The 24,148-nt window shown below is 46.1% G+C and carries 30 protein-coding genes; 28 read left to right on the forward strand and 2 right to left on the reverse strand.

Going from position 1 to position 24,148, the window contains the following annotated elements; all coding sequences use genetic code 11:
* Positions 1 to 3 precede the first annotated feature (3 nt).
* The 3 genes from KKC1_RS12520 to KKC1_RS12530 are packed head-to-tail and all read left to right on the forward strand — an operon-like array spanning position 4 to position 3,091.
* Complete coding sequence (locus KKC1_RS12520) at positions 4 to 789, forward strand: ABC transporter ATP-binding protein (protein ID WP_238134306.1); 786 nt, start codon at positions 4 to 6, stop codon at positions 787 to 789.
* A gap of 19 nt (positions 790 to 808) precedes the next feature.
* Positions 809 to 1,942 carry a trans-sulfuration enzyme family protein gene (locus tag KKC1_RS12525; RefSeq protein WP_088554772.1) on the forward strand — a complete coding sequence of 378 codons (1,134 nt, stop codon included), beginning with the start codon at positions 809 to 811 and terminating at the stop codon, positions 1,940 to 1,942.
* A gap of 12 nt (positions 1,943 to 1,954) precedes the next feature.
* Entirely contained in the window at positions 1,955 to 3,091 is a 1,137-nt protein-coding gene (locus tag KKC1_RS12530) for a trans-sulfuration enzyme family protein (RefSeq protein ID WP_088554773.1), read from the forward strand.
* 4 nt (positions 3,092 to 3,095) lie between these two features.
* On the opposite strand, the gene KKC1_RS16105 is transcribed toward KKC1_RS12530, so the two are convergent.
* The gene (locus tag KKC1_RS16105; RefSeq protein WP_153802862.1) at positions 3,096 to 3,245 is read right to left on the reverse strand and encodes a hypothetical protein; all 150 of its coding nucleotides are present in this window, start codon (positions 3,243 to 3,245) and stop codon (positions 3,096 to 3,098) included.
* Positions 3,246 to 3,365: 120 nt separating this feature from the next.
* Positions 3,366 to 4,589 (reverse strand): MFS transporter, encoded by a 1,224-nt coding sequence (locus KKC1_RS12535; protein ID WP_088554774.1) that lies wholly within the window; start codon positions 4,587 to 4,589, stop codon positions 3,366 to 3,368.
* 135 nt (positions 4,590 to 4,724) lie between these two features.
* On the opposite strand from KKC1_RS12535, the gene KKC1_RS12540 reads away from it, so the two are divergent.
* The 25 genes from KKC1_RS12540 to KKC1_RS12655 all read left to right on the forward strand — a co-directional run bounded on the left by KKC1_RS12540 (position 4,725) and on the right by KKC1_RS12655 (position 24,092).
* On the forward strand, positions 4,725 to 5,000 hold the full coding sequence (locus KKC1_RS12540) for a YqhV family protein (protein WP_088554775.1): 276 nt from the start codon (positions 4,725 to 4,727) through the stop codon (positions 4,998 to 5,000).
* 99 nt (positions 5,001 to 5,099) lie between these two features.
* Positions 5,100 to 5,978: a phosphosulfolactate synthase gene (gene comA / locus KKC1_RS12545; RefSeq protein ID WP_088554776.1), complete on the forward strand. Its 879-nt coding sequence runs from the start codon at positions 5,100 to 5,102 to the stop codon at positions 5,976 to 5,978.
* A gap of 31 nt (positions 5,979 to 6,009) precedes the next feature.
* Positions 6,010 to 6,726, forward strand: a complete 717-nt coding sequence (locus KKC1_RS12550) for a 2-phosphosulfolactate phosphatase (protein ID WP_192868237.1) — start codon at positions 6,010 to 6,012, stop codon at positions 6,724 to 6,726.
* A 95-nt stretch (positions 6,727 to 6,821) separates the two neighbouring features.
* Positions 6,822 to 7,493, forward strand: a complete 672-nt coding sequence (locus KKC1_RS12555; RefSeq protein WP_088554778.1) for a rhomboid family intramembrane serine protease — start codon at positions 6,822 to 6,824, stop codon at positions 7,491 to 7,493.
* Positions 7,494 to 7,520: 27 nt separating this feature from the next.
* Positions 7,521 to 7,970, forward strand: coding sequence for a ribonuclease HI (gene rnhA, locus KKC1_RS12560; protein WP_088554779.1), 450 nt, complete (start codon positions 7,521 to 7,523; stop codon positions 7,968 to 7,970).
* 77 nt (positions 7,971 to 8,047) lie between these two features.
* Complete coding sequence (locus KKC1_RS12565; RefSeq protein WP_088554921.1) at positions 8,048 to 8,497, forward strand: DUF441 domain-containing protein; 450 nt, start codon at positions 8,048 to 8,050, stop codon at positions 8,495 to 8,497.
* 103 nt (positions 8,498 to 8,600) lie between these two features.
* Positions 8,601 to 8,756, forward strand: coding sequence for a hypothetical protein (locus KKC1_RS16110; RefSeq protein ID WP_153802863.1), 156 nt, complete (start codon positions 8,601 to 8,603; stop codon positions 8,754 to 8,756).
* 87 nt (positions 8,757 to 8,843) lie between these two features.
* Positions 8,844 to 9,554 (forward strand): CvpA family protein, encoded by a 711-nt coding sequence (locus KKC1_RS12570; RefSeq protein ID WP_088554780.1) that lies wholly within the window; start codon positions 8,844 to 8,846, stop codon positions 9,552 to 9,554.
* A gap of 77 nt (positions 9,555 to 9,631) precedes the next feature.
* A complete protein-coding gene (locus tag KKC1_RS12575; protein ID WP_088554781.1) occupies positions 9,632 to 10,357 on the forward strand; it encodes a 4Fe-4S double cluster binding domain-containing protein in 726 nt (241 codons plus the stop codon).
* 2 nt (positions 10,358 to 10,359) lie between these two features.
* Positions 10,360 to 11,787, forward strand: a complete 1,428-nt coding sequence (locus KKC1_RS12580) for an aminopeptidase (RefSeq protein WP_088554782.1) — start codon at positions 10,360 to 10,362, stop codon at positions 11,785 to 11,787.
* A gap of 61 nt (positions 11,788 to 11,848) precedes the next feature.
* Complete coding sequence (selD, locus tag KKC1_RS12585) at positions 11,849 to 12,892, forward strand: selenide, water dikinase SelD (protein WP_088554783.1); 1,044 nt, start codon at positions 11,849 to 11,851, stop codon at positions 12,890 to 12,892.
* 2 nt (positions 12,893 to 12,894) lie between these two features.
* Complete coding sequence (gene yedF / locus KKC1_RS12590; protein WP_088554784.1) at positions 12,895 to 13,479, forward strand: sulfurtransferase-like selenium metabolism protein YedF; 585 nt, start codon at positions 12,895 to 12,897, stop codon at positions 13,477 to 13,479.
* A gap of 19 nt (positions 13,480 to 13,498) precedes the next feature.
* The gene (locus KKC1_RS12595; RefSeq protein ID WP_088554785.1) at positions 13,499 to 14,461 is read left to right on the forward strand and encodes a HEAT repeat domain-containing protein; all 963 of its coding nucleotides are present in this window, start codon (positions 13,499 to 13,501) and stop codon (positions 14,459 to 14,461) included.
* The gene (locus tag KKC1_RS12600) at positions 14,448 to 15,611 is read left to right on the forward strand and encodes a mechanosensitive ion channel family protein (RefSeq protein WP_088554786.1); all 1,164 of its coding nucleotides are present in this window, start codon (positions 14,448 to 14,450) and stop codon (positions 15,609 to 15,611) included. Before KKC1_RS12595 ends, KKC1_RS12600 begins: the two co-directional genes overlap by 14 nt.
* On the forward strand, positions 15,608 to 15,805 hold the full coding sequence (locus KKC1_RS12605) for a DUF951 domain-containing protein (protein WP_088554787.1): 198 nt from the start codon (positions 15,608 to 15,610) through the stop codon (positions 15,803 to 15,805). Before KKC1_RS12600 ends, KKC1_RS12605 begins: the two co-directional genes overlap by 4 nt.
* A 55-nt stretch (positions 15,806 to 15,860) precedes the next feature.
* The gene (gene ychF / locus KKC1_RS12610; RefSeq protein WP_088554788.1) at positions 15,861 to 16,952 is read left to right on the forward strand and encodes a redox-regulated ATPase YchF; all 1,092 of its coding nucleotides are present in this window, start codon (positions 15,861 to 15,863) and stop codon (positions 16,950 to 16,952) included.
* Between the two features lie 102 nt (positions 16,953 to 17,054).
* On the forward strand, positions 17,055 to 17,357 hold the full coding sequence (rpsF, locus tag KKC1_RS12615) for a 30S ribosomal protein S6 (protein ID WP_088554789.1): 303 nt from the start codon (positions 17,055 to 17,057) through the stop codon (positions 17,355 to 17,357).
* A 63-nt stretch (positions 17,358 to 17,420) separates the two neighbouring features.
* A complete protein-coding gene (locus KKC1_RS12620; protein WP_088554790.1) occupies positions 17,421 to 17,828 on the forward strand; it encodes a single-stranded DNA-binding protein in 408 nt (135 codons plus the stop codon).
* A 25-nt stretch (positions 17,829 to 17,853) separates the two neighbouring features.
* The gene (gene rpsR, locus KKC1_RS12625) at positions 17,854 to 18,084 is read left to right on the forward strand and encodes a 30S ribosomal protein S18 (protein WP_088554791.1); all 231 of its coding nucleotides are present in this window, start codon (positions 17,854 to 17,856) and stop codon (positions 18,082 to 18,084) included.
* Positions 18,085 to 18,256: 172 nt separating this feature from the next.
* Positions 18,257 to 18,571, forward strand: coding sequence for a MazG-like family protein (locus tag KKC1_RS12630; protein ID WP_202820073.1), 315 nt, complete (start codon positions 18,257 to 18,259; stop codon positions 18,569 to 18,571).
* A 5-nt stretch (positions 18,572 to 18,576) separates the two neighbouring features.
* Positions 18,577 to 19,563 (forward strand): YybS family protein, encoded by a 987-nt coding sequence (locus KKC1_RS12635; RefSeq protein WP_088554792.1) that lies wholly within the window; start codon positions 18,577 to 18,579, stop codon positions 19,561 to 19,563.
* Between the two features lie 5 nt (positions 19,564 to 19,568).
* A complete protein-coding gene (gene rplI, locus KKC1_RS12640; RefSeq protein ID WP_088554793.1) occupies positions 19,569 to 20,015 on the forward strand; it encodes a 50S ribosomal protein L9 in 447 nt (148 codons plus the stop codon).
* Between the two features lie 29 nt (positions 20,016 to 20,044).
* A complete protein-coding gene (gene lonC / locus KKC1_RS12645; protein ID WP_088554923.1) occupies positions 20,045 to 21,967 on the forward strand; it encodes a Lon family ATP-dependent protease in 1,923 nt (640 codons plus the stop codon).
* Between the two features lie 33 nt (positions 21,968 to 22,000).
* Positions 22,001 to 23,332: a replicative DNA helicase gene (gene dnaB, locus KKC1_RS12650; protein ID WP_088554794.1), complete on the forward strand. Its 1,332-nt coding sequence runs from the start codon at positions 22,001 to 22,003 to the stop codon at positions 23,330 to 23,332.
* A gap of 64 nt (positions 23,333 to 23,396) precedes the next feature.
* Positions 23,397 to 24,092 carry a methyltransferase domain-containing protein gene (locus KKC1_RS12655; protein WP_192868238.1) on the forward strand — a complete coding sequence of 232 codons (696 nt, stop codon included), beginning with the start codon at positions 23,397 to 23,399 and terminating at the stop codon, positions 24,090 to 24,092.
* Positions 24,093 to 24,148 lie beyond the last annotated feature (56 nt).

Consider the following 24,148-nt stretch of genomic DNA (forward strand, 5'->3'; position numbering starts at 1 on the left):
ACATTGGGGAGCAAGACAAAAATTCTGGTTGAGAACGTCAGCAAGGTTTTTACTAATTCGAAAGGAGAAGAGCAGCCCGCTTTAAGAGAAGTCAACTTGGAAGTACGTGAAGGGGAGTTTCTGTGTCTCCTGGGACCCAGTGGTTGCGGTAAGAGTACACTGTTAAACCTGGTGGCCGGATTTGACCAGCCCAGTAGCGGGCGGGTGCTGATTGATGGTGAAGTTGTTACCGGGCCTAAGCCGAGATATATCGCTATTTTTCAAAACTATGGCCTGTTCCCTTGGCGGACAGTACTGGGTAATGTGGAATATGGGCTGGAAGCAAAAGGGGTTTCCCGTTCTCGAAGGCGGGAGATAGCGAAAGAATATATTCGACTAGTAGGTCTGGAGAAATTCATAAACAGCCATCCCCACGAACTTTCCGGGGGGATGCAGCAGCGGGTAGCCATTGCCCGAGCGCTGGCGGTTGACCCGGAAGTAATTCTAATGGATGAGCCCTTTGGAGCTTTAGATGCCATGACCCGCTTAAAAATGCAAGAGGAGATAGAGCGCATTTGGCAGGAAAAAAATAAGACGATTATTTTTGTCACCCACGACATTGAAGAAGCAGTTTATTTAGCGGACCGGATTGTAGTTATGACCAGTCATCCGGGAAGAATTAAAAGTATTATACCGGTAGCGATAGGACGTCCCCGGGATCGGACCAGTTATGATTTCTTTCAGGTACGGGATACCATCTACAAGGAGTTTAGCTTAAAACGGGAAACCTCTCTTGATTATTATATTTAATTGGAAAGAGGGGGAGAGAATGAAAATTGATACCAGGTTGGTTCAGGTAGGTGTTGGTTGGGATGAAAAGACCGGGGCGATAAGTATGCCTATTTACCAGTCGGCTACCTTCCGCCATCCTGCTTTAGGGCAAAGTACCGGTTTTGATTATTCCCGGACGGGAAATCCGACCCGACAGGTTTTGGAGGACAGTATGGCAGAACTTGACGGAGGAAGCCGCGGATTTGCTTTTGCCTCCGGGATGGCGGCTATTACGGCCATTTTGATGCTGTTTTCACCGGGAGATCACCTAGTAGTATCCGATGACCTATACGGTGGTACCTACCGGGTTTTAGAACAGGTTTTTCGCCGCTTTGGCCTCAAGGCAAGCTATGTAGATACCAGTGACCTGAAAAAGGTCGAAGAGGCCATTGAAGAAAAGACAAAAGCGCTTTTTATCGAAACCCCTACCAACCCTCTTCTTAAAATAACGGATATTTCCCGGGGAGCATCCCTGGCTCAAAGGTACAATTTATTAACTATTGTAGATAATACTTTTATGACCCCTTACCTGCAGAAACCTTTGGAATTAGGCGCCGATATAGTGGTCTATAGTGCGACTAAGTATCTGGGCGGTCATAACGATTTGGTAGGGGGAATAGTAGTGGTAAAAAATGAAGAACTGGCGGAAAAGATGTTTTTCATTCAGAATTCCTGTGGGATGATTTTGGGACCGCAGGATTGCTGGTTGCTCTTACGGGGGCTGAAGACTCTCGGGGTTCGCATGGACCGGCATCAGCAGAATGCCCTGGAGATTGCCCGCTGGCTTAAAGAACATCCCCTGGTGGAAAAAGTTTATTACCCCGGACTGCCGGAACATCCGGGATATGAACTGTGCTTGAGGCAGGCTGCCGGTTGGGGAGGGATGTTGTCCTTCACGGTCAAAGACGCCGGTAGGGTGGAAAAGATTTTGAGCAGACTAAAAATCATTTCTTTTGCCGAAAGTTTAGGCGGTGTAGAATCGCTTATAACCTATCCTGTTACCCAGACCCATGCCGATATTCCGGAAGAGATGAGACTGCGGGCCGGGGTAACCGATAAACTGCTGCGACTTTCCGTTGGTCTGGAAGCCGCCGACGATTTAATAGAGGACCTGTCTCAGGCAATGGAATAAGGAGGAGAGACTGTGAAGTTCGGGACTAGGTTGTTGCATACCGGAGTGGAAGTAGATGAAAACACCGGTGCGGTTAGTGTGCCGATTTATCAGGTTTCAACTTTTCACCAAACTTCAATCGATAACCCGGGACCATATGACTATGCCCGTTCGGGAAATCCTACCCGGGATGCTTTAGAAGAACTAATTGCTGTTTTGGAGGACGGCGTACGTGGTTTCGCCTTTGCCTCCGGAATGGCAGCTATTTCCTCCGTGTTTTGTCTTTTTTCTTCGGGGGACCATGTTCTGGTCTGTGAAGACGTGTACGGGGGAACATATCGAGTGCTCACCAGGCTTTTCTCACGGTTTGGGCTGGAAGCCAGCTTTGTCGATACTACTAATCTTGAAAATATTAAAAAGGGCCTGCGGGAAAATACCCGTGCCCTTTTTTTAGAAAGTCCTTCCAATCCCTTGTTAAAAATTACTGATTTGGCTGCTGCCGCTGAAATTGCCCGGGAAGCAGGCATTATAACCATTGTAGATAACACCTTTATGACACCTTATTTCCAACGTCCATTAGAGCTGGGAGCGGACATTGTTGTTCACAGTGCCACCAAGTATTTAGGGGGACACAGCGACTTGATAGCCGGGTTGGTAGTAACCAACAGCAAGCGTCTGGCGGAAGAACTGGCTTTTATCCAGAACGCCTTTGGTGCCATTTTGGGACCTCAAGATTGCTGGCTGTTAATGCGGGGATTAAAAACTTTAGAAGTCCGCATGAAACAACACCAGCGGGGGGCAATGCGTATAGCCCAGTGGCTGCAAGAACAGCCTCAAGTAACGCAAGTCTACTATCCCGGCCTGCCTGACCATCCGGGTCACCAGATTATTTCCCGTCAGGCAACAGGTTACGGAGGAATAGTTTCTTTCCGAGTTCAAAACGGGGAACTGGCGCGCAAAATTTTACACCAGGTCAAAATACCAGTGCTGGCGGTAAGCCTCGGGGCTGTGGAAAGTATTATTTCTTATCCGGTCAAGATGTCTCATGCTTCTATGCCCGAAGAGCACCGCAAGCGTCTGGGCGTTACCGAAGATCTTATCCGCCTTTCCGTAGGGCTGGAGGACCCTGAAGATCTCATTGCCGATTTGGAGCAGGCGATGCAAAGTTGATTATTTAACCGTTAAAATAAACGGCACCCATGACCGTAATAATAGTGAGGATCCCAAATAACACCCACGCCCAAAAAGTGCTTTCGCTTTTTTCAGCCGGGGTTTGAGGAGTAGGATAATGTTGCATTAATTCTACCTTTTCCTGTTTTGCCACTTTGATATACCTCCTTTTGAATTTAGGACTGGGATAATTTTGTCTCAATTCTTCAGTGAAAATGTTAGTTTGAAACGTTAAATTATTTTCGACATAACTTTTGTAGCTCCTCTTCTTTTTTTAGTTCTGCCCCTGCAATTGAGGCGGTAATAATTCCTGTTCCCGGATAACCGTCCAGGCCAGCACGGTAGCTAATAGCACTAAAATTGCAGCGGAGAGAAACAGAGGGATTTTGCCCCATTTTTCAACCAGGCCGAAGGCCGGCGGGCCAAGGGCAACGCCGAAAAACCGGGTCGAACCGTATAAACAGGTTATTATCCCTCTTTGTTTTTTTTCCGCCGCGCTGGTAATAAGAGTGTTTACCGCCGGTAGCGTCAGCCCGGTACCGATACCGCTTATAGTTACTAGGAAAAAGAACAGGTAGATATTTGCCACCAAGGATATGCCCCCCATAGAGACGGCTACGAAAATCAACCCGCAAACTATGACCGCCTTCAAAATTCGGGCCGGCTTTTGTTCGAGGTAATTGCCGGAAACATAAGAGGTAAAGGCCATGGCAGTTACCGGAATAGCTATTAGCAGTCCGGCGGTAATCCCCTGAATGTTATAACTCTTTTCCAGAACATCAGAAAGGTAGCTTAATAAGCCGAAGAGGGTAAAGAGGACAATAGCTCCGGCCGTGAAGCTTGCCAGTAAAGAAACGCCTTTTTGCTGAAAAACCAGCTTGATCGTATTAAAGTACTGAACGGTGTCCTGGGAATTTTGGGGGGACGCAGCCGGTTCTTTGACCAGAAACCATACGCCGAGGGCTATGGGGAAGGTAAGTAGACCGTAGGCAAAAAAAGGAGCGTACCAACTGATTAAGCCCAGGGAAGCTCCGAGAACAGGGCTTACAACCTTTCCCAAACCGTTGGAGGATTCTAGCAATCCCAGGGCTTTCATCCTTTCTTTAGTTTGAAATATGTCACCGGTCAGGGCCATGGCCAATTGATATGTTCCGCCTGCACCAATTCCCTGGACAATTCGTCCCAAAAGGATCGCGTAGTATGGATCTGCCAGAAAGGCTGCCGCCAATCCGGCCAATATACCGCCAAGGCCGTAAATTATTAAAGCCGGGGTTATTATTATTTTTCTTCCATATTGGTCCGATAAGTACCCGGCTAATGGAATAATTAGACCCGCCGGAACGGAAAAAGTGGTAATTATTAGGCCTACCTGAAAAAGATTAATATGCATGGCGGATTTCATTTTAGGAAGCAATGGTATCAGCATGGAATTTCCTAAAACCATAATAAAAGGGACGGCGCAGAGAGCGGCAAAGGGTAGTTTCATATTATTCCGCACAGTTATTCCTCCCCTACCAAAAGACTAATCGTATTATGCCCGGTGTAGCAAATGCTAATTCGGAGTGAAAAAGACAGGCTTCTATCCCTTATCGGCATTGCATAAGTATTATTAATCTCAATGGGGGAGGAAGCCATGATTTTCGTCAAAGACAAATTTGTTTTGGCCATGGCAGCGGTACGTATTATCTCAGGAATTATCGAGCTTTCCGCGGCCTTTATTATGTTAAAGCTGAATAATGTTGAGCAAGCCTTTAAAGTAAACGCCGGGCTTGCTCTAGTGGGACCTGCTGTTTTTATGACGGTCACAGGTATCGGGCTTTTGGGCTTGGCCGGAAAAATTCCCGTGTTTAGAATGTTGATCATCTTCTGTGGAGTTGTGCTTATTTTTTTAGCGCTAAAAAGATCGTAGGTTGGTGAATATTCTTGTAACTCCCTGGGAGTGAAGTGAATAGATTATGTAAGAAAGTTGTGGAGGAAACCTGTCCGGGAGTTGCAAGGAGGGATAATTTTGAAGCAATTTCAAAATTTCAAAGCTTGGAAAGAAATTCTAGACTTTCCACTGAAAGGACGGCAGGCCAAACCGCGGGACAAGGGACTGAGTATGATAATCGATAAAGGTATGGGGATAACGGAAACGCGAGAACTTCTAGAATTGGCAGCTGATTATATTGATTTTATCAAACTGGGATTTGGCACTTCGGCTTTTTATTCACCCAAATTACTTCGGGAAAAAACGGAACTAGTAAGGTCCTGCGGTGTGGATATTTTTCCGGGAGGAACGTTTTTGGAGGTGGCAGTCCTACAGGGGAAGCTGGAACGTTTTCTCGGCATTGCCGGGGAACTGGGTTTCAACTGTATTGAGGTCTCCGATGGGACCATTGATATGCCGGTCCAGGACAGGGCCAGAGCTATTAAGCTGGCTTGCAGAGCGGGATTCAAAGTTCTGAGTGAAGTGGGGAAAAAGGATCCACGGGACAGCAAGAGCAGCAGTATTATCAAAGACCAAATAGCTAGGGATCTGGATTGCGGTGCTTTCAAAGTAATAGTGGAAGGAAGAGAATCGGGACAGGGAGTTGTAATTTATGATGCACAGGGAGAGATAAAGGAAAAGGCAATAACCGATCTCGTAGAGGCGGTAGAAGATGTGAACGTTCTCCTCTGGGAGGCACCTTTGAAGAAACAACAGCAGGAACTTATCATGAGATTTGGTCCAAATGTAAACTTAGGTAATATTCAGCCGGGAGAAGTTTTGGCCCTGGAGGCACTAAGGGTGGGATTGCGAGGGGACACTCTTAGAATGTGTATTGAACTCCCCTCCAGTTTAGCGAAAAAGGAAAGAGGTGTTTTATATCCCGGGCAGGAAATTGCTACTGTAGAAGGAATTTAGTAATTGGGAACCAAGAGAGAAGGTGATACATTTGCTATTAGATGTTGTTTTAACAACTTCTGCTTTGACTTCGCAAGCGATTTCCGGCAAAACTTTGGTAGCAATAGACATATTAAGGGCTTCCAGTACTATAGTGACTGCACTGGCCAACGGCTGCCGGGCGGTTATCCCCGTTTTAACTCCCGAAGAAGCTTTCGAACTGAAAAAACGTGACCCTGACGTTATTTTAGGGGGAGAGAGAAAAGGGCTAAGAATTCCCGGTTTTGATAAAGGTAACTCTCCCCTTGAATATATGTCTTCTGATATTGTCGGACGGCGGCTGGTTTTAACTACTACTAACGGGACGCGCCTAATCCGCAAGGGACAGGAAGCGGATACATTACTGGTGGGAAGCCTTTTAAACGCGCAAGCGGTGGCCAGGGAAGTTCTAAAATTAAAAAGAGATACGCTTTTGGCTTGCGCCGGTACGTTGGACAGGTTTTCTTTAGATGATTTTGTGGGAGCGGGGAGCATAGTTAGGGAAATAGTCAGATTCTCTCCTGACGTCAGCCTTAGTGATATAGCGCTGGCAGCTATGAAAGTCAGTGCCTCTGGCGATCCTGTTCTCTCCCTTAAAGAATCCTTCCATGTTCGAAAATTAATGGAACTGGGTTTTGCACAGGACCTGGATTATTGCTCCCGCCTGAATCTATACGGTGTTGTTCCCCGGTTAACTGAAAAGGGAATTGAGTGTCTTGAAAAAGTTTAATAGAAAGTGCAAAGTTTTGCGATACCGATTACTTGAGCCCAAATTCTGTTATAATATTAAGGCAACGAAAAGTCTATTAGGAAGGAGCCGAACAGGTGATCCCTCTCAAAGATAATATCCCGTCTCGGCGGGTCCCTGTAGTTAGTTTGCTGTTGATAGGAGTTAACATAGCGGTTTTTGTTTATCAGTTAACCTTGGGACCGCAAGTGGGGGAATTTATTTACTCTTATGGTGTGGTACCAAAGCATTTTCTGTCTTTCCATTTATGGTCGGAAAAACTTGTGCGACTGACGACAGCCATGTTCTTGCATGGAGGGTGGTTTCACCTTGTCGGCAATATGCTTTATTTATGGATTTTTGGAGATAATGTAGAAGATCGAATGGGACACCTGCGTTATCTTGTTTTTTATTTATTGACCGGTTATCTGGCTACAGTGGCCCATATCTTGTTTAATCCTTACTCCCCTGTTCCCATAATCGGGGCGAGTGGTGCAATTGCCGGTGTATTGGGCGGCTATATGATTCTGTTTCCCTGGGCCCGGGTTCTTACTTTAGTACCGATATTTTTCTTTTTTCAAGTAATTCAAGTTCCGGCCTTAATTTTTTTAGGATTATGGTTTTTCCTGCAGTTATTTAACGGGGCTTTTGCCATTACCATGTTTCAAGCAACTCAGGGCGTAGCATGGTGGGCCCATATTGGCGGCTTTATATCCGGAATGATACTGGTCAGGTTTTTTGTCAAGGAAAAAGTTTATCGCTTTTACTAGCTGGGAATAGTTTGGGAGATGATAATAATGAAGAAAGTTGTTATTTATACAGACGGAGCTTGTTCCGGCAATCCGGGGCCGGGAGGATGGGCCGCAATCTTGATCTACAAGGATAAGGTTAAAGAAATATCCGGCTTTGTTCCTTACACTACTAATCAGCGGATGGAATTAACCGCAGCTTTGGAAGCGCTGAAGGCTCTCAAGGAGCCGTGTGAGGTGGCGATCTATAGTGATAGTGCCTATCTTATCAATGCATTTCAGCAAGACTGGCTGAAGCGTTGGGGAGAAAGGGGATGGTTGACGGCAGATAAGAAGCCGGTAGAGAACCAAGATTTATGGCAGCAACTGCTGGAACTGACCAGGAAGCATAGAGTGAAATGGATTAAGGTGAAGGGACACGGCGACAATCCATATAATAACCGGTGCGATGAATTAGCTCGCCAGGCGATTAAGCAGCATGGGAATGGTGACAAGTAAATTCCGGGAATAGGGTTTAGGTGGGGCCAAGGTTGCATAAGTATTTTAATGATCCTTGTCAAGAGAGGGTGCAGCATATGTCCGGCCCCAACCTGTTAATAATCTTGATGTTAATGCTCGGCATTCTCGGAAAGTCTAATATCATTGCTGCAGCGGCAGCTATTTTATTAGTGCTGAGGTTAACCAATTTAGAGTACTTGTTTCCTGTTTTGGAAAAAAGAGGATTGGAGGTAGGTCTTCTATTTTTAGTGATCTCGGTATTGATTCCTCTAGCTACGGATCGAATTCCGGGTCGGGATATTCTCCGTTCTTTTTTGACGCTACCCGGCCTTATAGCGATGATTAGCGGAGCATTAGCAACCCATTTGAACGGAAAAGGCCTGAAGCTTCTTCAAGAGATGCCTGAATTAATGATTGGATTGATTATTGGTTCGATAATCGGGATTGTTTTTTTGGGAGGAATTCCTGTAGGGCCGTTAATGGCGGGGGGAATTGCCGCACTCTTGATGGAACTGCTTGTCAGGTAGAACTTTTATTAATTTGGCTTTACTTCCATATGTTTCAGTAATAAATATTTGTATACTGGTTCAGGCTAATTTTAGAAAAAATTTTCGAAGTAGGAGTGATAAAATGTTTTTCAGGATAACCCCTGGTGTTTCTCCTCCCGAGACGCCGGAACCGGATTCCACTGTTCATCCTGAAATAAGCCCCCCGGAATTTCCCAATAATCCGGAGCGGGTAGAATTGCCTCCTGAAAGGGAGGATTTTTTGTTTTTAATTCTTTAAACCCTGGTTTTAACTTATTACGTGGAGGAAAGAGCTTTCTTAAAATAGAATATAATTGTAATTCTGACCATCGCAGGAGGAATAGCGATGAATTACGTTGATATAACAATCATAATTTTATTACTGCTGGGAGCCTGGAGAGGATACCGCAGTGGCCTATTGGAAACCCTGGGTGGTTTGGCCGGCTTCCTTTTGAGTTTACTGCTTGCAGTCTTTTATACCCGTTCCCTGGCCGCCATACTTGACCAAAGTTTCGGTATTATTGACTGGTTAAAAGGATGGCTCAACGCCCATATTCCGGTAGCAGCTCTGTTACAACAAGTTGAGCGACAAAGCGTTTCAGGAGTTGAACAGTTGTCCCTGCCTCCTTTTTATCAGAAGTTGCTGGTGGGATATTTAGGGAAATCGCTGGCCGCAGGTGGAACTGCATATGAAAGTGTAAGTGAAGCCTTAGCTGCCGCGATCGCTTCCTTTTTATTGCAAGGGATAACCTTTCTTTTGATTTGGTTTGGAAGCCTGCTCGTATTAAAGGTGTTTTTCCGCTTAATAACCAGAAGCATTGATAAAACTTTGTTAGGTGCCGTCAACCGTTTGGCCGGAACGGCGGTTGGTTTTTTGACTACTTATTTAGTTGTAGGAGCCATTGCAGCGTTGATAACTCCGCTGCTGGCGCTCTATGCCACGCGGCCGGAAAGCGTTTTTTATTCTTTAAGCCGGTCGGTGGCTGGGTCGTATCTTATTCCCTGGTTGGTTAACGGTTTTAACTTTTTAGCCCAAGAAATTTTTACGCGTTTATAAAGAAAATTATATATAAATAAAACAATAGGTTGTTTGATAAAAACTAACTTTAAGCTAACGGGAGGTTTTGTAGAATTATGGAGGCAAAAGAGCTTAAAGAAAAACTAAAAGAATTGGCAAAGCGGTGGGGAGCTGATTTGTTCGGGGTAGCCGACTTGACCCCGGCTCGGGATTATATTGAGAGGATTTATGGGGAGGAATATGCTGCCTACCCCCGGGCGGTGGTTATGGCTGTTTTTTTCCCGGCGGCGGTGGTTGACCAGTTGGCGGAAGGCCCCACCCATACCTATTTGTATTACTACAAAGTAATTAATACCCGGTTAGACGATATAGCCTTGCGCGTCAGCAACTTCCTGCAGGAGCAAGGGTATGCCACCTTTCCTGTTCCGGCCTCCCAAAGAGTAACCGAGGATAAACTGGCAGGTATTTTTTCGCACCGCCTGGCAGCCAACCGGGCGGGTCTGGGTTGGATAGGCAAAAGCGGTTCCTTGGTTAATCCTCAGGTTGGTCCGCGTCTGCGCCTGGTTACCGTTCTTACCGACGCTCCGCTACCTGCAGACCAGCCCATCGAGGCCAAATGTGGGGAGTGCAGGGCGTGTGTGGAAGCCTGTCCCGTCGAGGCTATTAAAGGAGTAGTTTTTAACCCCGGTGACCCCTTAGAAGCCCGGCTGGCGGTAAAACTTTGCGATGAGTATCAGTCTAAAGTTCGAGTTTCTTTCGGCAAGAGGGTTTGTGGTCGCTGTCTGGCCGCCTGTCCTTGGGGGAAAAGCTCGAAGGCCCGATCTCAAAGGAGGAGTGATTAGTTTTGAAAAGTATAGGAGAAGAACTTGCCCAAAAATTGAGCCGTAATCCTAAAAGGGTTTGGGACAGCTTGGATAAAGACGGAAAAGAGCAAATTTTCTCTTTTGCTGATGGCTATAAAAAATTTTTGAACCAAGCTAAAACAGAAAGACAGGCTCTTAAGGAAATCAAACGGGAACTGCAGGCTCATGGCTTTGTATCGCTGATGGAAATTGAGAAAGAAGGAATTCCTTTATCCCCCGGCCGCCGCTGGTATTTCATTAACCGGAACAAAGCCTTAGTGGCCGGAGTTATGGGGAGAGAGCCTGTAGAGAAAGGGCTGCGCCTAATAGGGGCGCATCTAGACACTCCGCGCCTGGATTTAAAACCAAATCCTTTGTATGAAAGCCATGGTATGGCTTTTTTTAAAACCCATTATTACGGTGGGATTAAGAAGTACCAGTGGACTGCTCTGCCGCTGGCCCTGCACGGAGTAGTAATAAAAGAGGATGGAGAAAAAATAGAGATTTCTTTAGGCGAAAAAGAGGACGAGCCGGTCTTCACTATAACCGATTTACTACCCCACCTGTCCAAAGATCAACTCGAACGAAAACTAAAAGAAGGGATAGCCGGAGAGGAATTGAACGTTTTAGTAGGAAGCATTCCTTTCGCAGAGGACCGGGAGTTTAAAGAGAGAGTTAAATTAGCCGTACTCCAATTGCTTCACAGGCGATACGGGTTGAAAGAAGAGGATTTTATCAGTGCAGAGCTAGAACTGGTACCTGCAGGCAGGGCGAGAGATGTTGGGTTTGATCGCAGTTTGATTGGCGCTTATGGGCACGACGACCGGGTTTGCGTTTATACGGCGGTGAAAGCGATAACCCAACTAGAGAAGCCATACCATACTGCCGTAGTTGTTCTGGCGGATAAAGAAGAAGTGGGTAGTGCCGGCAATACCGGAATGCGCTCTAGATTTTTCGAACATGTAATTCTCGATTTGTTGCGCCTTAGTGGATTCTCTACGGATAAAATTATGGCCGTCCTATATCGCACCAAAGCACTTTCTGCTGATGTCAATGCCGCGGAAGATCCTACCTGGCAGGAGGCTTTTGATAAGCTTAACAGTGCCCGTTTGGGACAAGGAGTAGTGCTTACCAAGTATACCGGTGCCCGAGGTAAATATAATACCAATGATGCCCACGCGGAATTTTTGGGAGAAATTCGACGCCTTTTCAACCAGAAAGGAATTGTATGGCAGACAGGTGAGCTAGGCAAAGTGGATCAGGGTGGAGGAGGCACTATTGCGCAATTTTTGGCCGACTACGGTATGGATGTGTTAGATTGCGGTCCGCCTGTACTCAGCATGCACTCCCCTATGGAGATAGTGAGTAAAGCCGATGTGTATATGACTTATAAAGCGTACCAGGTTTTTTGGGATTCGTCGACTTTTTAATGGCAAAAGAAGGAATTGCTTTCTAATTTGGGAAATAAAAAAATAAGGCAGGTGAGGAAATTTGGAAAGTAAAGTTCGGCTAACCCAATATGCTACGGCAGCCGGGTGAGCTGCCAAAGTGGGTCCGGGGACCCTTTACGAGATTTTAAAAACTTTACCGGTCTTTGAACATCCCGATTTGCTGGTGAGCGGTGCCAAACTGGATGATGCCGGGGTATACCGTTTGAATGATGATTTGGCCTTGATTCAAACAGTTGATTTCTTTACACCTATGGTAGATGAACCCTATTTGTTTGGAGAAATTGCTGCCGCCAATGCTTTAAGCGATGTATATGCCATGGGAGGCACTCCCCTGACCGCCATGAATATTACGGCTTTTCCCACCTGCTCGCTTGATTTAGGCATACTACGGGATATTTTGGCGGGCGGAGCTTCTAAGGTCCAGGAGGCAGGAGCTCTTTTAGTAGGAGGTCATACCATTGAAGACAAAGAGCCGAAATATGGACTAGCAGTCACCGGCACGGTTCATCCTCAGAGAGTGGTTACCAATCAAGGAGCCAAGCCGGGAGACCTCTTAGTCTTGACCAAGCCTGTAGGGGTAGGAATTATCACTACGGCCATCAAAGCGGGAGAGGCTTCCCGCAGGGCGGCGAGAGAAGCGGCAGATATAATGAGACAGCTAAACAACAAAGCGGCCCAAGTCATGGTGGAGGTAGGGGTTAACGCTTGTACCGACATTACCGGATTCGGGCTTATTGGCCATATTTATGAGATTTGTGTGGGAAGCAACGTGGGTGTGGAAATTGAAGTGCATGATATACCGGTGTTGGAAGCGGCCCTGGAGTATGCCCGCATGGGGCTGGTGCCGGGGGGAGCTTATGTCAACCGCCGTTTTTTGGAAGAGAAGATCCACTGGGTAGGGAATGTGCCGGAAGAAATACAAGATGTTCTGTTTGACCCGCAGACTTCCGGCGGTTTGCTGATAGTAGTTCCGCAGGATAAGGCGAACCGGCTGACAGAGAAACTGGAAGCTGTCGGGGTCAAGGGTTTTAAGATAGGTCGGGTTACTGATGAGCCTTCAAAAATCAGATTGGAGGGGGATTGAAAATGGAAACTTTTGTAGATGCTCGAGGGTTGAGTTGTCCTCAGCCGGTTATTCGAACCAAAAAGGCTTTGGAGCAAATGAAGGATGGTTGCCTGGTAACGGTTGTGGATAACGAAGTGGCGCGGGATAATGTAATTAAGCTGGCTAGAAGTCTAAATTGTGCCGTAGAAGTGGAGCAAAAGCAAAATGAATATTACATTCGGATTAAAAAGGGAGAATTAACGGGTATGAAAACCGGACTGGCGGTAGAGAGCGACACAGTTATGTTAATAACTTCGGATGCTCTGGGTCGAGGAGAAGAAGAGTTGGGGAAGATTTTGATGGAAAGCTTTTTTTATACTTTAACTGAAAGCGAAGTCCTTCCCAGAAGCATATTATTTGTTAATCGGGGTGTTTACTTAACCTGTGAAGGCTCGCCGGTGATTTCCCATCTTTTAGAACTGGAGAAAAAAGGAGTAGAGATTTTATCTTGTGGGACTTGTCTTGACTATTATCGCTTAAAGGCAAAACTGTGTGTGGGCAACGTAACTAACATGTATAATATCCTGGAAAATATGTTGGGTGCCGGGAAAACAATTAGTCTTTAGTTAATTTGGAGGAAGCATCATGGGTGTCGGTTTATGGCTGTGGTGGGGAACAACTATTCTCCTCGTTGTTGGTCTTAGCCTGCTTCTTCTCTTTGCCCGTTCGCGATTAAAGAGAAGAAATAGAGGGTTAGATACTGTTGGTCTGGCTGAAATTATAAAGAGATTAGATGCAGACAAAAAATACGCAGTTGACCTATTCAAGAAAATAGAGACTCCCTCCTTACTTCTGCACCATTTACAGGAAATATTGCCCAAATTATCTGATCGTGGTAAGCAGGCCTTAAACCAGGCGTTAGAAGAAGTTGACTTATTAAAGGAAATAATAGGAATGCTTACCGGTCCCGATGTCGAAAGCAGAATTAAGGCGGCAGAAGTTTTAGGCTGGTTGGCAAACCCTACGGCCATAGAACCATTGATCGAAGCTTTGGGTGATAAAGATCCTGCCGTATCCTGGGCTGCTGCACAAGCACTGGTAAGGTTGAAGAATCCGCGGGTTATAGAACCGCTTATCGCAACCTTGCGGCAACCGCATCGGTGGCCGCCGGCCCGGGTGGCGGAGATTTTGGTCTCCCAGGGGAGTGCGGCAGTACCCTTATTGTTGAATGCCCTAGGGGAAGCGGATAGCCGGACGAAGGAACTCATCGTGGAAATATTAGCTGAAATAAAGGATCCAAGGGCGGAAACGGCTCTTATCGGTCTTTTAAGAGAGGATAACGTTCGGGTTCGAGCGAAGGCAGCGGAAGCTCTCGGGGAGCTGGGTGGGGTTTCTAGTACCAACGCTCTTCTAAAAGTCCTGGAGGAGCCTTCATGGGAAATCAGAGCAGGAGCAGTTAAAGCATTAGGAAAGTTGGGTGGTGCTACGGCGGAAGCTGCCTTGAAGAGAGCAGCTCAAGATACTGAGTGGCGTGTACGAGCTTTGGCGGAAGCAGTTTTAGCTTCAACGCCTGATCCACAGAGGGGGAAGGAAGATGTCTCTAACTGACATCTGGGTTGAATTGCGATCTTTATTCGGTTGGTACTTAAATCCTACATTTTTAAGGCATTTAATTTGGAAACTGGCAGAGATAATTCTCGTAATCTTATTGGCTAAAGGAGCAATTATAGTCGGGAATAAAATAATAAACCGCATTTTTAGCCTTCAGGCGGGCCTGATTGTAATGGAGAAAAAACTGGCTTCCACTCTGGAGGTATTGATTAAAAGCTTGGTTACTTACGGTATCTATTTTTTGGCTGCCATAGCTATACTTGAGATTATCGAAATTCGAATTATTAATACAGAAGATATAAAACAGTTTGGAGGGGCTATCCTTAAGGCTGTCGGTATTTTAATTGTCAGCAGAGTCGTCCTGCGCTTTGGGGGCGTAGTTATAGATCATATTTTCCAGCGCCCTCAAAATAAAGAATTTTTTTTAGAAGAAAGGAGAGCCCAAACTTTAGCCAAACTTCTGAAAAGTGTCTTGAGTTATTTAATATATTTTGTGGCCGGCGTAATGGTAATGGAAACGTTTGGTGTACGAACCAGCTCGGTCCTGGCAACAGCAGGTATTGCTGGCTTGGCAGTAGGATTCGGTGCCCAAAACTTGGTACGAGATATTATAACGGGATTTTTTATCATTTTCGAGGATCAGTTTGCCGTAGGAGAATATGTTAGTACGGCAGGAGTAACGGGAGTAGTGGAAGAAATGGGTTTGAGAACGACCAAAATTCGGGAATGGACGGGACAACTGCATATTATTCCCAATGGCGAAATCACGCGAGTTACCAATTATAATCGCGGGAAAATGCTGGCTTTGATAACGGTCAGTATTGCCTATGAAGAGGATATTGACCAAGCGATAGAGGTTTTGCGCCAGGCCTGTGAAAAGGCTTACCAGGAGGTTCCCGGGATAGCAGAAGTTCCGATCGTTCAGGGAGTAATTGAATTGGGAGCCTCGGAAGTAGTTATCCGGGTGATTGCTGCTACCGTACCGGGAGAACAGTGGTCGGTGGAAAGAGAGTTGCGTAAGCGGTTGAAGCAGGCACTAGACCAGGCGGGGATAGAGATACCTTATCCCCGGAGGGTTATTATCCAGCAGACTCAAGATGAAAACAAAGCTGGAGAGAGTAAGGCTGCTCGGGAGGGTTCTTTATGAATAAGTTTAGTTTAGGGGACATAGTTCGTCTGAGGAAACCTCATCCCTGCGGCAATTATGAATGGGAAATAACCCGTACAGGCATGGACTTCCGGATTAAATGTTTAAAATGTGGTCGACAGGTGTTAATTCCCCGACGCAAATTTGAGAAAAGCGTAAAACAAATTGTACGCCGGTTAGAGGAAACGTTATAATTTTTTTGCCGGCAACGCCCTTAAATGAGTATATATTGAGGAAGGGGAGAATGCCTTGCGAATCGGTATCGTCGGTTTGCCCAATGTGGGCAAGTCTACTCTTTTTAATGCACTGACCGGGGCAGGTGCGGAGGCTTCCAATTATCCTTTTTGCACCATTGATCCCAATACGGGCGTGGTTGCTGTGCCTGATGAACGATTAGAGGCTCTCGCCTCCATCGTAAAACCAGAACGGGTGGTTCCTCCCTTTGTCGAGTTTGTGGATATAGCAGGGCTGGTGAAAGGAGCAAGTCGGGGAGAAGGTTTAGGGAATCAGTTTCTCAGTCATATTCGAAATGTAGATGCTGTTGTCCATGTGGTCAGGTGCTTTACGGATAACAACGTAAGTCACGTGTACGGCAGTATTAATCCGGTCCGAGATGCGGAGGTTATCCAACTGGAATTAGCTCTGGCTGATTTAGAAATGGTGGAAAGGCGGCTTGCTCGTTTAGAAAAATTAATCAAGACCGGTGAGCCCCGGTACCGCGAGGAGAAAATAATTCTGGAAAAGCTGAAAACTGGATTAAACCAGGGAAGGCCTGCTATAGAAATCCTAGACCCGGAAGAGCAGGACGTTCTGAAAGATGTGGCCTTATTAACGGTCAAGCCGTTAATCTACGCGGCCAATGTTGCTGAAGAAGATTTACCTGAAGGGGAAGGGAATTCGCGGGTGGAAGAAATACGGGAAAAAGCTGCGGCTGAAGGCAGGGAAGTAATCGTTCTCTGCGCTCAGCTGGAAGCGGAGATTGCAGAGTTAGACGAGGAGGAAAGAAACTCCTTTCTTCTTGATTTCGGTTTGCGCGAATCAGGTTTGAACAAATTAATTAAAGCAGCTTTTCGTCTCCTGGGGCTGGTTACCTTTTTTACTACTGATGGTCCGGAGGTTAAAGCCTGGACGGTACCATTTGGAACCAAGGCACCCCGGGCAGCGGGGAAAATCCATTCTGATTTTGAGAGAGGGTTTATCCGAGCGGAAGTGATTCCCTGGCAAGATTTGGTCAGGTGTAAGAGTTTTGCAGCTGCACGGGAACAGGGGCTAGTGCGTTTGGAAGGCAAGGATTATGTTGTCCAGGAGGGTGACGTTATTCATTTCCGCTTTCATGTGTAATTCCTTGCTACTCCATGGAAATTGTGCTATAATAACCGTCGTAATTCATCCCTGCTCCGCCTGCACGGCGGGGCCGTAGTCCGGAGGGAGGAGGTGAAACAGGTGCGAGTTTACGAAACCATGTATATTATTAGACCCAACCTGGAAGAAGAACAAACCACAGCCGTTATGGACCGGTTTGCTTCCTTAATAAAGGACAACGGGGGCGAGGTAATAAAGGTTGAACCCTGGGGTGCGAGGAAGCTCGCCTATGAAATTGAGAAATACCGGGAAGGATATTATGTTTTGATGCATTTCAAAGGTGAACCGGCTGTGGCACAGGAGTTGGAGCGGGTCTTTAAAATCAGCGATGAAGTGATTCGCTACCTGATTGTAAGGTTGGACGAAAAAGAAATGGCTAGTTAACAGTGTATTTTACTTAACCTTTCGGCCTGGCAGAGGGCCACAAGAGGAAGTGGGTGTGACTTTATGTTAAACCGGGTAATCTTAATTGGTCGGTTAACCCGGGATCCCGAGCTGCGTTACACTACCGGCGGAGTGGCTGTAGCCAGTTTTACTCTTGCCGTTGACCGGCCTTATACTAACCAGCAGGGTGAACGGGATACTGATTTTATCCGTATCGTATGCTGGAGGAAATTGGCTGAAACCTGTGCCAATAATTTGAATAAGGGAAGGCTGGTGGCCGTTGATGGCCGTCTCCAGATTCGCAATTGGGAAGGACAAGACGGCCAGCGACGACAGACGGCTGAAGTAGTGGCTGACACAGTACGTTTTTTAGATTGGCCGCGGAAAGATTCCACAGTGGAAGACTTAGGGGATGACGACTTTTTTGACTCTGAAATAGAAGTACCGGAAGATGATGAAGTTCCTTTTTGAGTAGTGAGTGAAGGAGGGAAATTTTTTGGCGAGACGAGATCGCAAGCGTTATCGCAAGAGAGTATGCAGTTTCTGCGTGGATAATATACCATTGGTTGATTATAAAGACGTTAATAGATTGCGCCGGTACATTACGGAAAGAGGTAAAATTTTACCGCGAAGGATTTCCGGTAACTGTGCCCGCCATCAACGCCAACTTACGAGAGCTATTAAAAGAGCCAGAATTTTAGCCTTGTTACCTTTTACGGTAGATTAGCCCAAGGGAGAGGGAGCAAGCAATTGCTCCCTCGTTCTATGTACAATTGGTTTTAGGAATTTTATGTTTCGTCCGGCAGAAATAACATGGGGAAGAAGCTTTGAGATAGCAGGAAAAAAGCTTCAAACTGCAGAAGGAAATAGAAGCATGCGGGAAAGGGAGCGGTGAAAGCTTGGCATTCGATAGAAATTTTTCCATAACCAAAAATCTCAGAATGATTGAATGGCTTAAGACGAAGCTAATTGGTTCTATAGCCGATCTGTTTGAAGCTATGATCAGGGGTGGAGAGGAAAGGATACTGGATTGTCTAGCTGGTACCATAATCACTACCTATCTTCTGGGGAGAAGGCTAGGGTTTAGTTACGCCAGACTGGAACTGAAAGTTCAGGATCAGCTCAAGGACGGTCTCGCAGAGGATAATCCAACGGAAGACTGGCGGGAAGATTTGCGGATGCTGTTGGATTATTTTGAAAGGCAAAAGAGGTGACCGGTATGGCTAAACCTATGGAACTCAGGTCCATGTTGGAGGGAGCTTTAGTAGCAGCTTTAACGGCTGTTCTGGCCCTAATAGGCTTTTACCTTCCTCCTCTTCAGATTATTACTAACTTGATCTGGACTATCCCTCTGGTGGTGGTAGTAGTACGGCATGACTTGCGTACCGGTGTGATGGCTGCGGTCGTGGCTTCCATTCTGGTCTTTCTTTTTTCCGACCCCTTGCGGGGACTTTTTCTGGTTATTCAATCGATCGGAATCGGGTTGCTTTACGGACACCTTTTTAAGCTACGGTATCCTGCCGGTCGTACCGTTTTACTCGGATCAGTTGTATCGGGTTTGTCTACTTTTTTACTCATAGGATTGTCCAGTTTGATTTTAGGGGTTCAGTTTAATGATATTGGGAATCAATTGGACAAAAGCATGGAACAGGCTATTGAGTTTTATCGCCAAACCGGACTCTTGGAACGATTAACGGAAAGAGGCATTTCCGAAGAAATGTTTCGTGAGCAAATGCAATACCTGGTCAATTTATTTAAGATATTAATTCCTGGAGGGTTAATTCTAAGTTCCATAGCTGTCGCTATTTTAAACTTTGTGATAGCTCGTCTGGTTTTGAAGCGTTTGAAGATTTCCGTTCCCGAGGTTCCGCCGTTCCGCTACTGGCAATTGCCATGGTATTCCACCTGGGGGTTTATTGCTGGATTGGCTCTCTTGCTGGTTGGAGATCACTGGCATCTTACCTGGGCAAGTAACGTGGGGAAAAATGTACTCTATATCTATTTTCCCTTTTTACTGGTGAACGGTACGGCAGTGGCTGTCTATTATTACAAAAAATATTCACCGTCTCCTTTAGTAAAAGCTCTGCTCATATTTACTATTGTATTATTCCCGTCTATGATTATAATGTTTTTGCTTTTAATAGGGCTTTTTGATCCGTTGTTTAACTATCGAAAGCTGGGAGTTAATTTCAATGAAGGGGAGTGAATGAGGTGAAGGTCATTCTTACTCAGGACGTAAAGAAACTAGGCCGCAAGGACGATGTGGTGGAGGTTTCTGACGGATACGGGCGAAACTATTTGTTACCTAGAGGGCTGGCTGTTGAGGCCACTCCTGAAAATCTGAAAAAGCTGGAGAAGAAGAAGGAAGCTCAGGAACGCCAGTATAAATTAGAACTGGAACAGGCCAGGAAGCTGGCGGACAAAATTGCTCAATCTGCTGTAGAAATACGCACTAAAGTAGGAGAGAAGGGTAAGTTATTTGGATCGGTAACCAGCAAAGAGATCGCTAGCGCCCTTGAACGAGAGTTGGGGATTAAGGTAGATAAAAGGAAAATTGAGCTGCCGGAGCCGATTAAGGCAATAGGAAAATACTCGGTAAATATCAAACTTCACCCGGAAGTGGAGGCCAAGGTGGAGGTTAACGTAATAGAAGGTTAAAATTGATTCTGACCAGGGAAGGAGTAGCCATGAAAAATATTTGGGAAAAGCATTTCCAAAAGATGAAGCAGCAGTTTGAAATTCCAGAGGGCAACAGTAGTCGTTATGACCGCCGGGTTGCGGCATTATATGACGTATTACGGGATCTCTATGGTACCGACAAACTGGTTTTGAAAGCCGGTAAGCTAGGAGCCCTTAATTTACTTCGCTCTAATGATTTAAACCGGCAGGTTTTGGCGTTGCAAAAAATAGTGTTCGAGGATCCTACTCTAGATCGTTTGCCGCAAGAAGACGAAATACCAGAAATTATCGAGAAAATCGAAGAAAAAGTAGCTGATGTTATAGCCCGTCGCGCTGTAGAGGACCAGTTGGAAAAGAAGGTTGCCGAGCGCATGCAGCAGCGCCATGAGGAGTATTTGAGGGAGATAAAGATCCAGGTACTGAAGGAGAACACTAATCCGGAAAATGCTCAAACTTTAAAGCGGTTGGCAACTCTTGAAAAACTTGAGCAGACCCAACTCGCAAAGACGCCCATGGAAATATTGCGGCCTCAGAGATTAGAGGAAATCGTGGGACAAGAACGGCCCTTAAAAGCTTTAGTTTCCAAATTAGCTTCTCCTTATCCTCAGCACATTATTCTATACGGGCCGCCCGGAGTGGGTAAGACAACGGCGGCTCGACTGGCATTGGAGGTGGCCAAGAAATTAAATACATCGGCTTTTACAGCAGATGCTCCTTTTGTGGAAGTTAATGGGGCTACATTGCGCTGGGATCCGAGAGAAGTTACTAATCCTCTCCTGGGGTCGGTACATGATCCTATCTATCAGGGAGCGCGCCGTGAATTGGCGGAAACGGGAGTTCCTGAACCTAAACTGGGTTTGGTTACGGAAGCCCATGGGGGAATTCTCTTTATTGATGAGATTGGGGAAATGGATCCTCTGCTTTTAAATAAACTGTTGAAGGTATTGGAAGACAAAAGGGTAACTTTTGATTCCTCTTATTATGATCCTAGTGACGAGAATATTCCGCAATATATCCGGAAAATTTTTGAAGAAGGCGCTCCTGCTGATTTTATTCTTATAGGAGCAACTACCCGGAGCCCTCATGAACTTAATCCCGCCTTACGTTCTCGTTGCGCCGAAATTTACTTCGAGCCCTTGTCGCCAGAAGACATTCAGCAGATCGTTCGGAGTTCGGCAGAAAAGTTGGGAGTAAAATTAGAACCGGCTGTTCCGGAAATTATTAGTAAATATACCATTGAAGGCCGTAAGGCAAACAATATCTTAGCCGACGCTTACGCTATGGCCTTATATAAAAGGACCGCTGGTAATAAAACCAAGCGACGGAAAAAGGTTATCATCACCGTGGAAGATATCTACGAAGTAATTCAAACTTCTCGTCTTGTTCCTTATGTGGTTAAAGCGGCGTCTTCCGCCCGGGAGATAGGAAGTATCTTGGCCCTGGGAGTTGCAGGTTATGTGGGTAGCGTATTGGAAATAGAAGCCGTGGCTTTTCCGGTAGAACCGGGGAAAGGAAAGGTGCGTTTTAACCAGACGGCCGGCAAAATGGCTCAGGATTCTGTTTTTAATGCAGCCGCTGTTTTCCGCAAACTCGTAGGAGAGAGACTGGACAATTACGACTTACATGTAAATGTGGTAGGAGGCGGAAACATCGACGGCCCTTCTGCCGGCCTGGCAATTGTTCTGGCCATTATCAGTGCCGTGCAACAGAAACCCTTATTACAGAATATAGCAGTTACAGGAGAAATATCTATTCAAGGAAAAGTCAAACCGGTAGGGGGAATTTTTGAGAAACTTTACGGGGCGCGGCAGGCAGGAGTAAAAAAAGTGTTGATTCCGAAAGAAAATGAGAAGGATGTTCCTGCTCAACTGAAAGAAATGGAAGTGATCCCCGTAGCTACTGTGGAAGAAGCCTTGCCCCATGTTTTTTAACCAGGAGGAGTTATTTCCGGGAGGGTATTAATGATGAACATACCCGTAGAAAAAGTGCCTCCTCATAGCCTGGATGCCGAGCAATCGGTGTTAGGTTCCCTGTTGATTGAACCACAAGCGGTCTATTCCGTCATGGAAATACTGCGTCCTGATGACTTTTATCGAGAAGCGCATAAGATTATTTACGAGGTCATTTTAGCCTTGACGGATCGAGGAGAACCGGTTGACCTGGTGATGGTGACGGAAGAACTGCGACGGCGGGGATCCCTGGAGAAGGTGGGAGGAGCTTCTTATATCGCTGGTTTATCCAGTGCGGTTCCTACGGCGGCAAATGTAGAATACTACGCTAGGATTGTGGCAGAAAAAGCTTTGTTCCGTAAACTTATAAATGCAGCAACACAGATAGCGCAAAAAGGATATGAGGAAAGCGACGACGCTTTTCAATTGTTAGACTGGGCCGAACAATTGATTTTTGAGATTGCCCAGCAACAGAATCGGGAAGGATTTAAAACCATAAAAGAAGTATTGATGGAAACTTTTGAGCGGTTAGAGCGCCTATCGCAGCAGAAAGGAGAAGTTATCGGGATACCTACTTTCAAAGATTTGGATCGACTACTTTCCGGATTACAGAAAGGCGACCTGATTATTTGTGCCGCTAGACCCGGTATGGGCAAGACTTCTTTTTGTTTAAATATAGCGCAAAACGTAGCGATTAAACATAAAATACCGGTAGCTATTTTTAGCCTGGAAATGTCTAAAGAACAATTGGTTCAGCGGATGATCTCGGCTGAAGCAATGATAGACCAACATAAGCTGCGTACCGGCTATTTGAGCCAGGAAGATTGGTCGCGGTTAGTTGCTGCGGTCGGTCCCCTGTCAGAAGCTCCTATTTATATTGACGACACGCCGGCCATGAATGTTTTGGAATTGCGAGCCAAGTCCCGCCGATTAAAGGCGGAACATTCTCTCGGGTTAATTGTGGTTGATTATTTGCAATTGTTGCAGGCTCACCGGCGGACCGATAGCCGCCAGCAGGAGATTGCCCAGATTTCGAGGGCTTTAAAAGCTTTGGCGCGGGAAATGGAGGTTCCCGTATTGACTCTTTCTCAATTAAACCGGGGTGTTGAACAGCGACAGGATAAGCGTCCCATAATGGCGGACCTGTTGGAAAGCGGCGCTATTGAAGCTGATGCGGACGTAGTTTTATTCCTTTTCCGACCGGAGTATTATAATCCGGATACCGATAAAAAGGGTATTGCGGAGGTTATTGTAGCGAAGCATCGTAACGGACCGACGGGAACGGTAGAACTGGGTTTCTTATCCCAGTACACGAAATTTGTTGACCTGGCTAGAGAGGAAGTTTAAGTATGTGGAGTGAGGTTTTCTGCAAGAAAGAATAAAGAAAGAGATTGTTGCCTTTTATAGTGAATTGGTTAAGAAAGATTTTTCTCGAAGACGGCAAAGAAAGCTGGTCGAGGAAATCTATTTGCCGGAACAGCTCGATCAGTTACCATCTGAAGTTGCCAGTTATGCTTTCCCCTGCGGTAATCCGGTTCACTGGAGTGATTTGCGAAAAGGGGAAAAGGTGTTGGATCTGGGGTGTGGTGCAGGTCTGGATGTGATATTAGCGGCTCAAGCAGTAGGGAAGGAAGGGAAGGTCTGGGGACTGGATTTATCCCGCCAAATGCTGGAATTAACCGCCCGTCACTGCCGGCAGATGGGAATTCTAAACATTGAACTCCTGTACAGTAACATGGAATCTATTCCGTTGGCCAACGACATGTTAGATGTAGTTCTGTCAAACTGTAGTTTAAGCCTGGTTCCGGATAGAGAGAAGGTATTACGAGAAGTTTTTCGCGTATTGCGACCGGGAGGCCGGCTGGTGGCGGCTGATACGATCAGGCATGGTTCCTTGCCTGCGGAAATAAAGGAGGAAACAGGAGCCTGGATCTGGGGATTGGCGGGGGCAACTACCGAAGAATTTTACCGTTGTCAGCTGCAGGCCATAGGGTTCACAAAGGTCAAATTCGAGCGCCAAAGGAAATATTATGTGGATTCGGGCGAGGCAAGAGGAGGTTTTGCCATCTTCAGCACGGCTCTCTGGGCATGGAAACCTTTAAAGTAGCCTGGTCGAGGGAGCAATTTTTCCGCGAACCTTTTCTTGACCCGGCAGGGGGCTTC

The organism is Calderihabitans maritimus (assembly GCF_002207765.1).
Lineage (GTDB): Bacteria > Bacillota > KKC1 > Calderihabitantales > Calderihabitantaceae > Calderihabitans > Calderihabitans maritimus.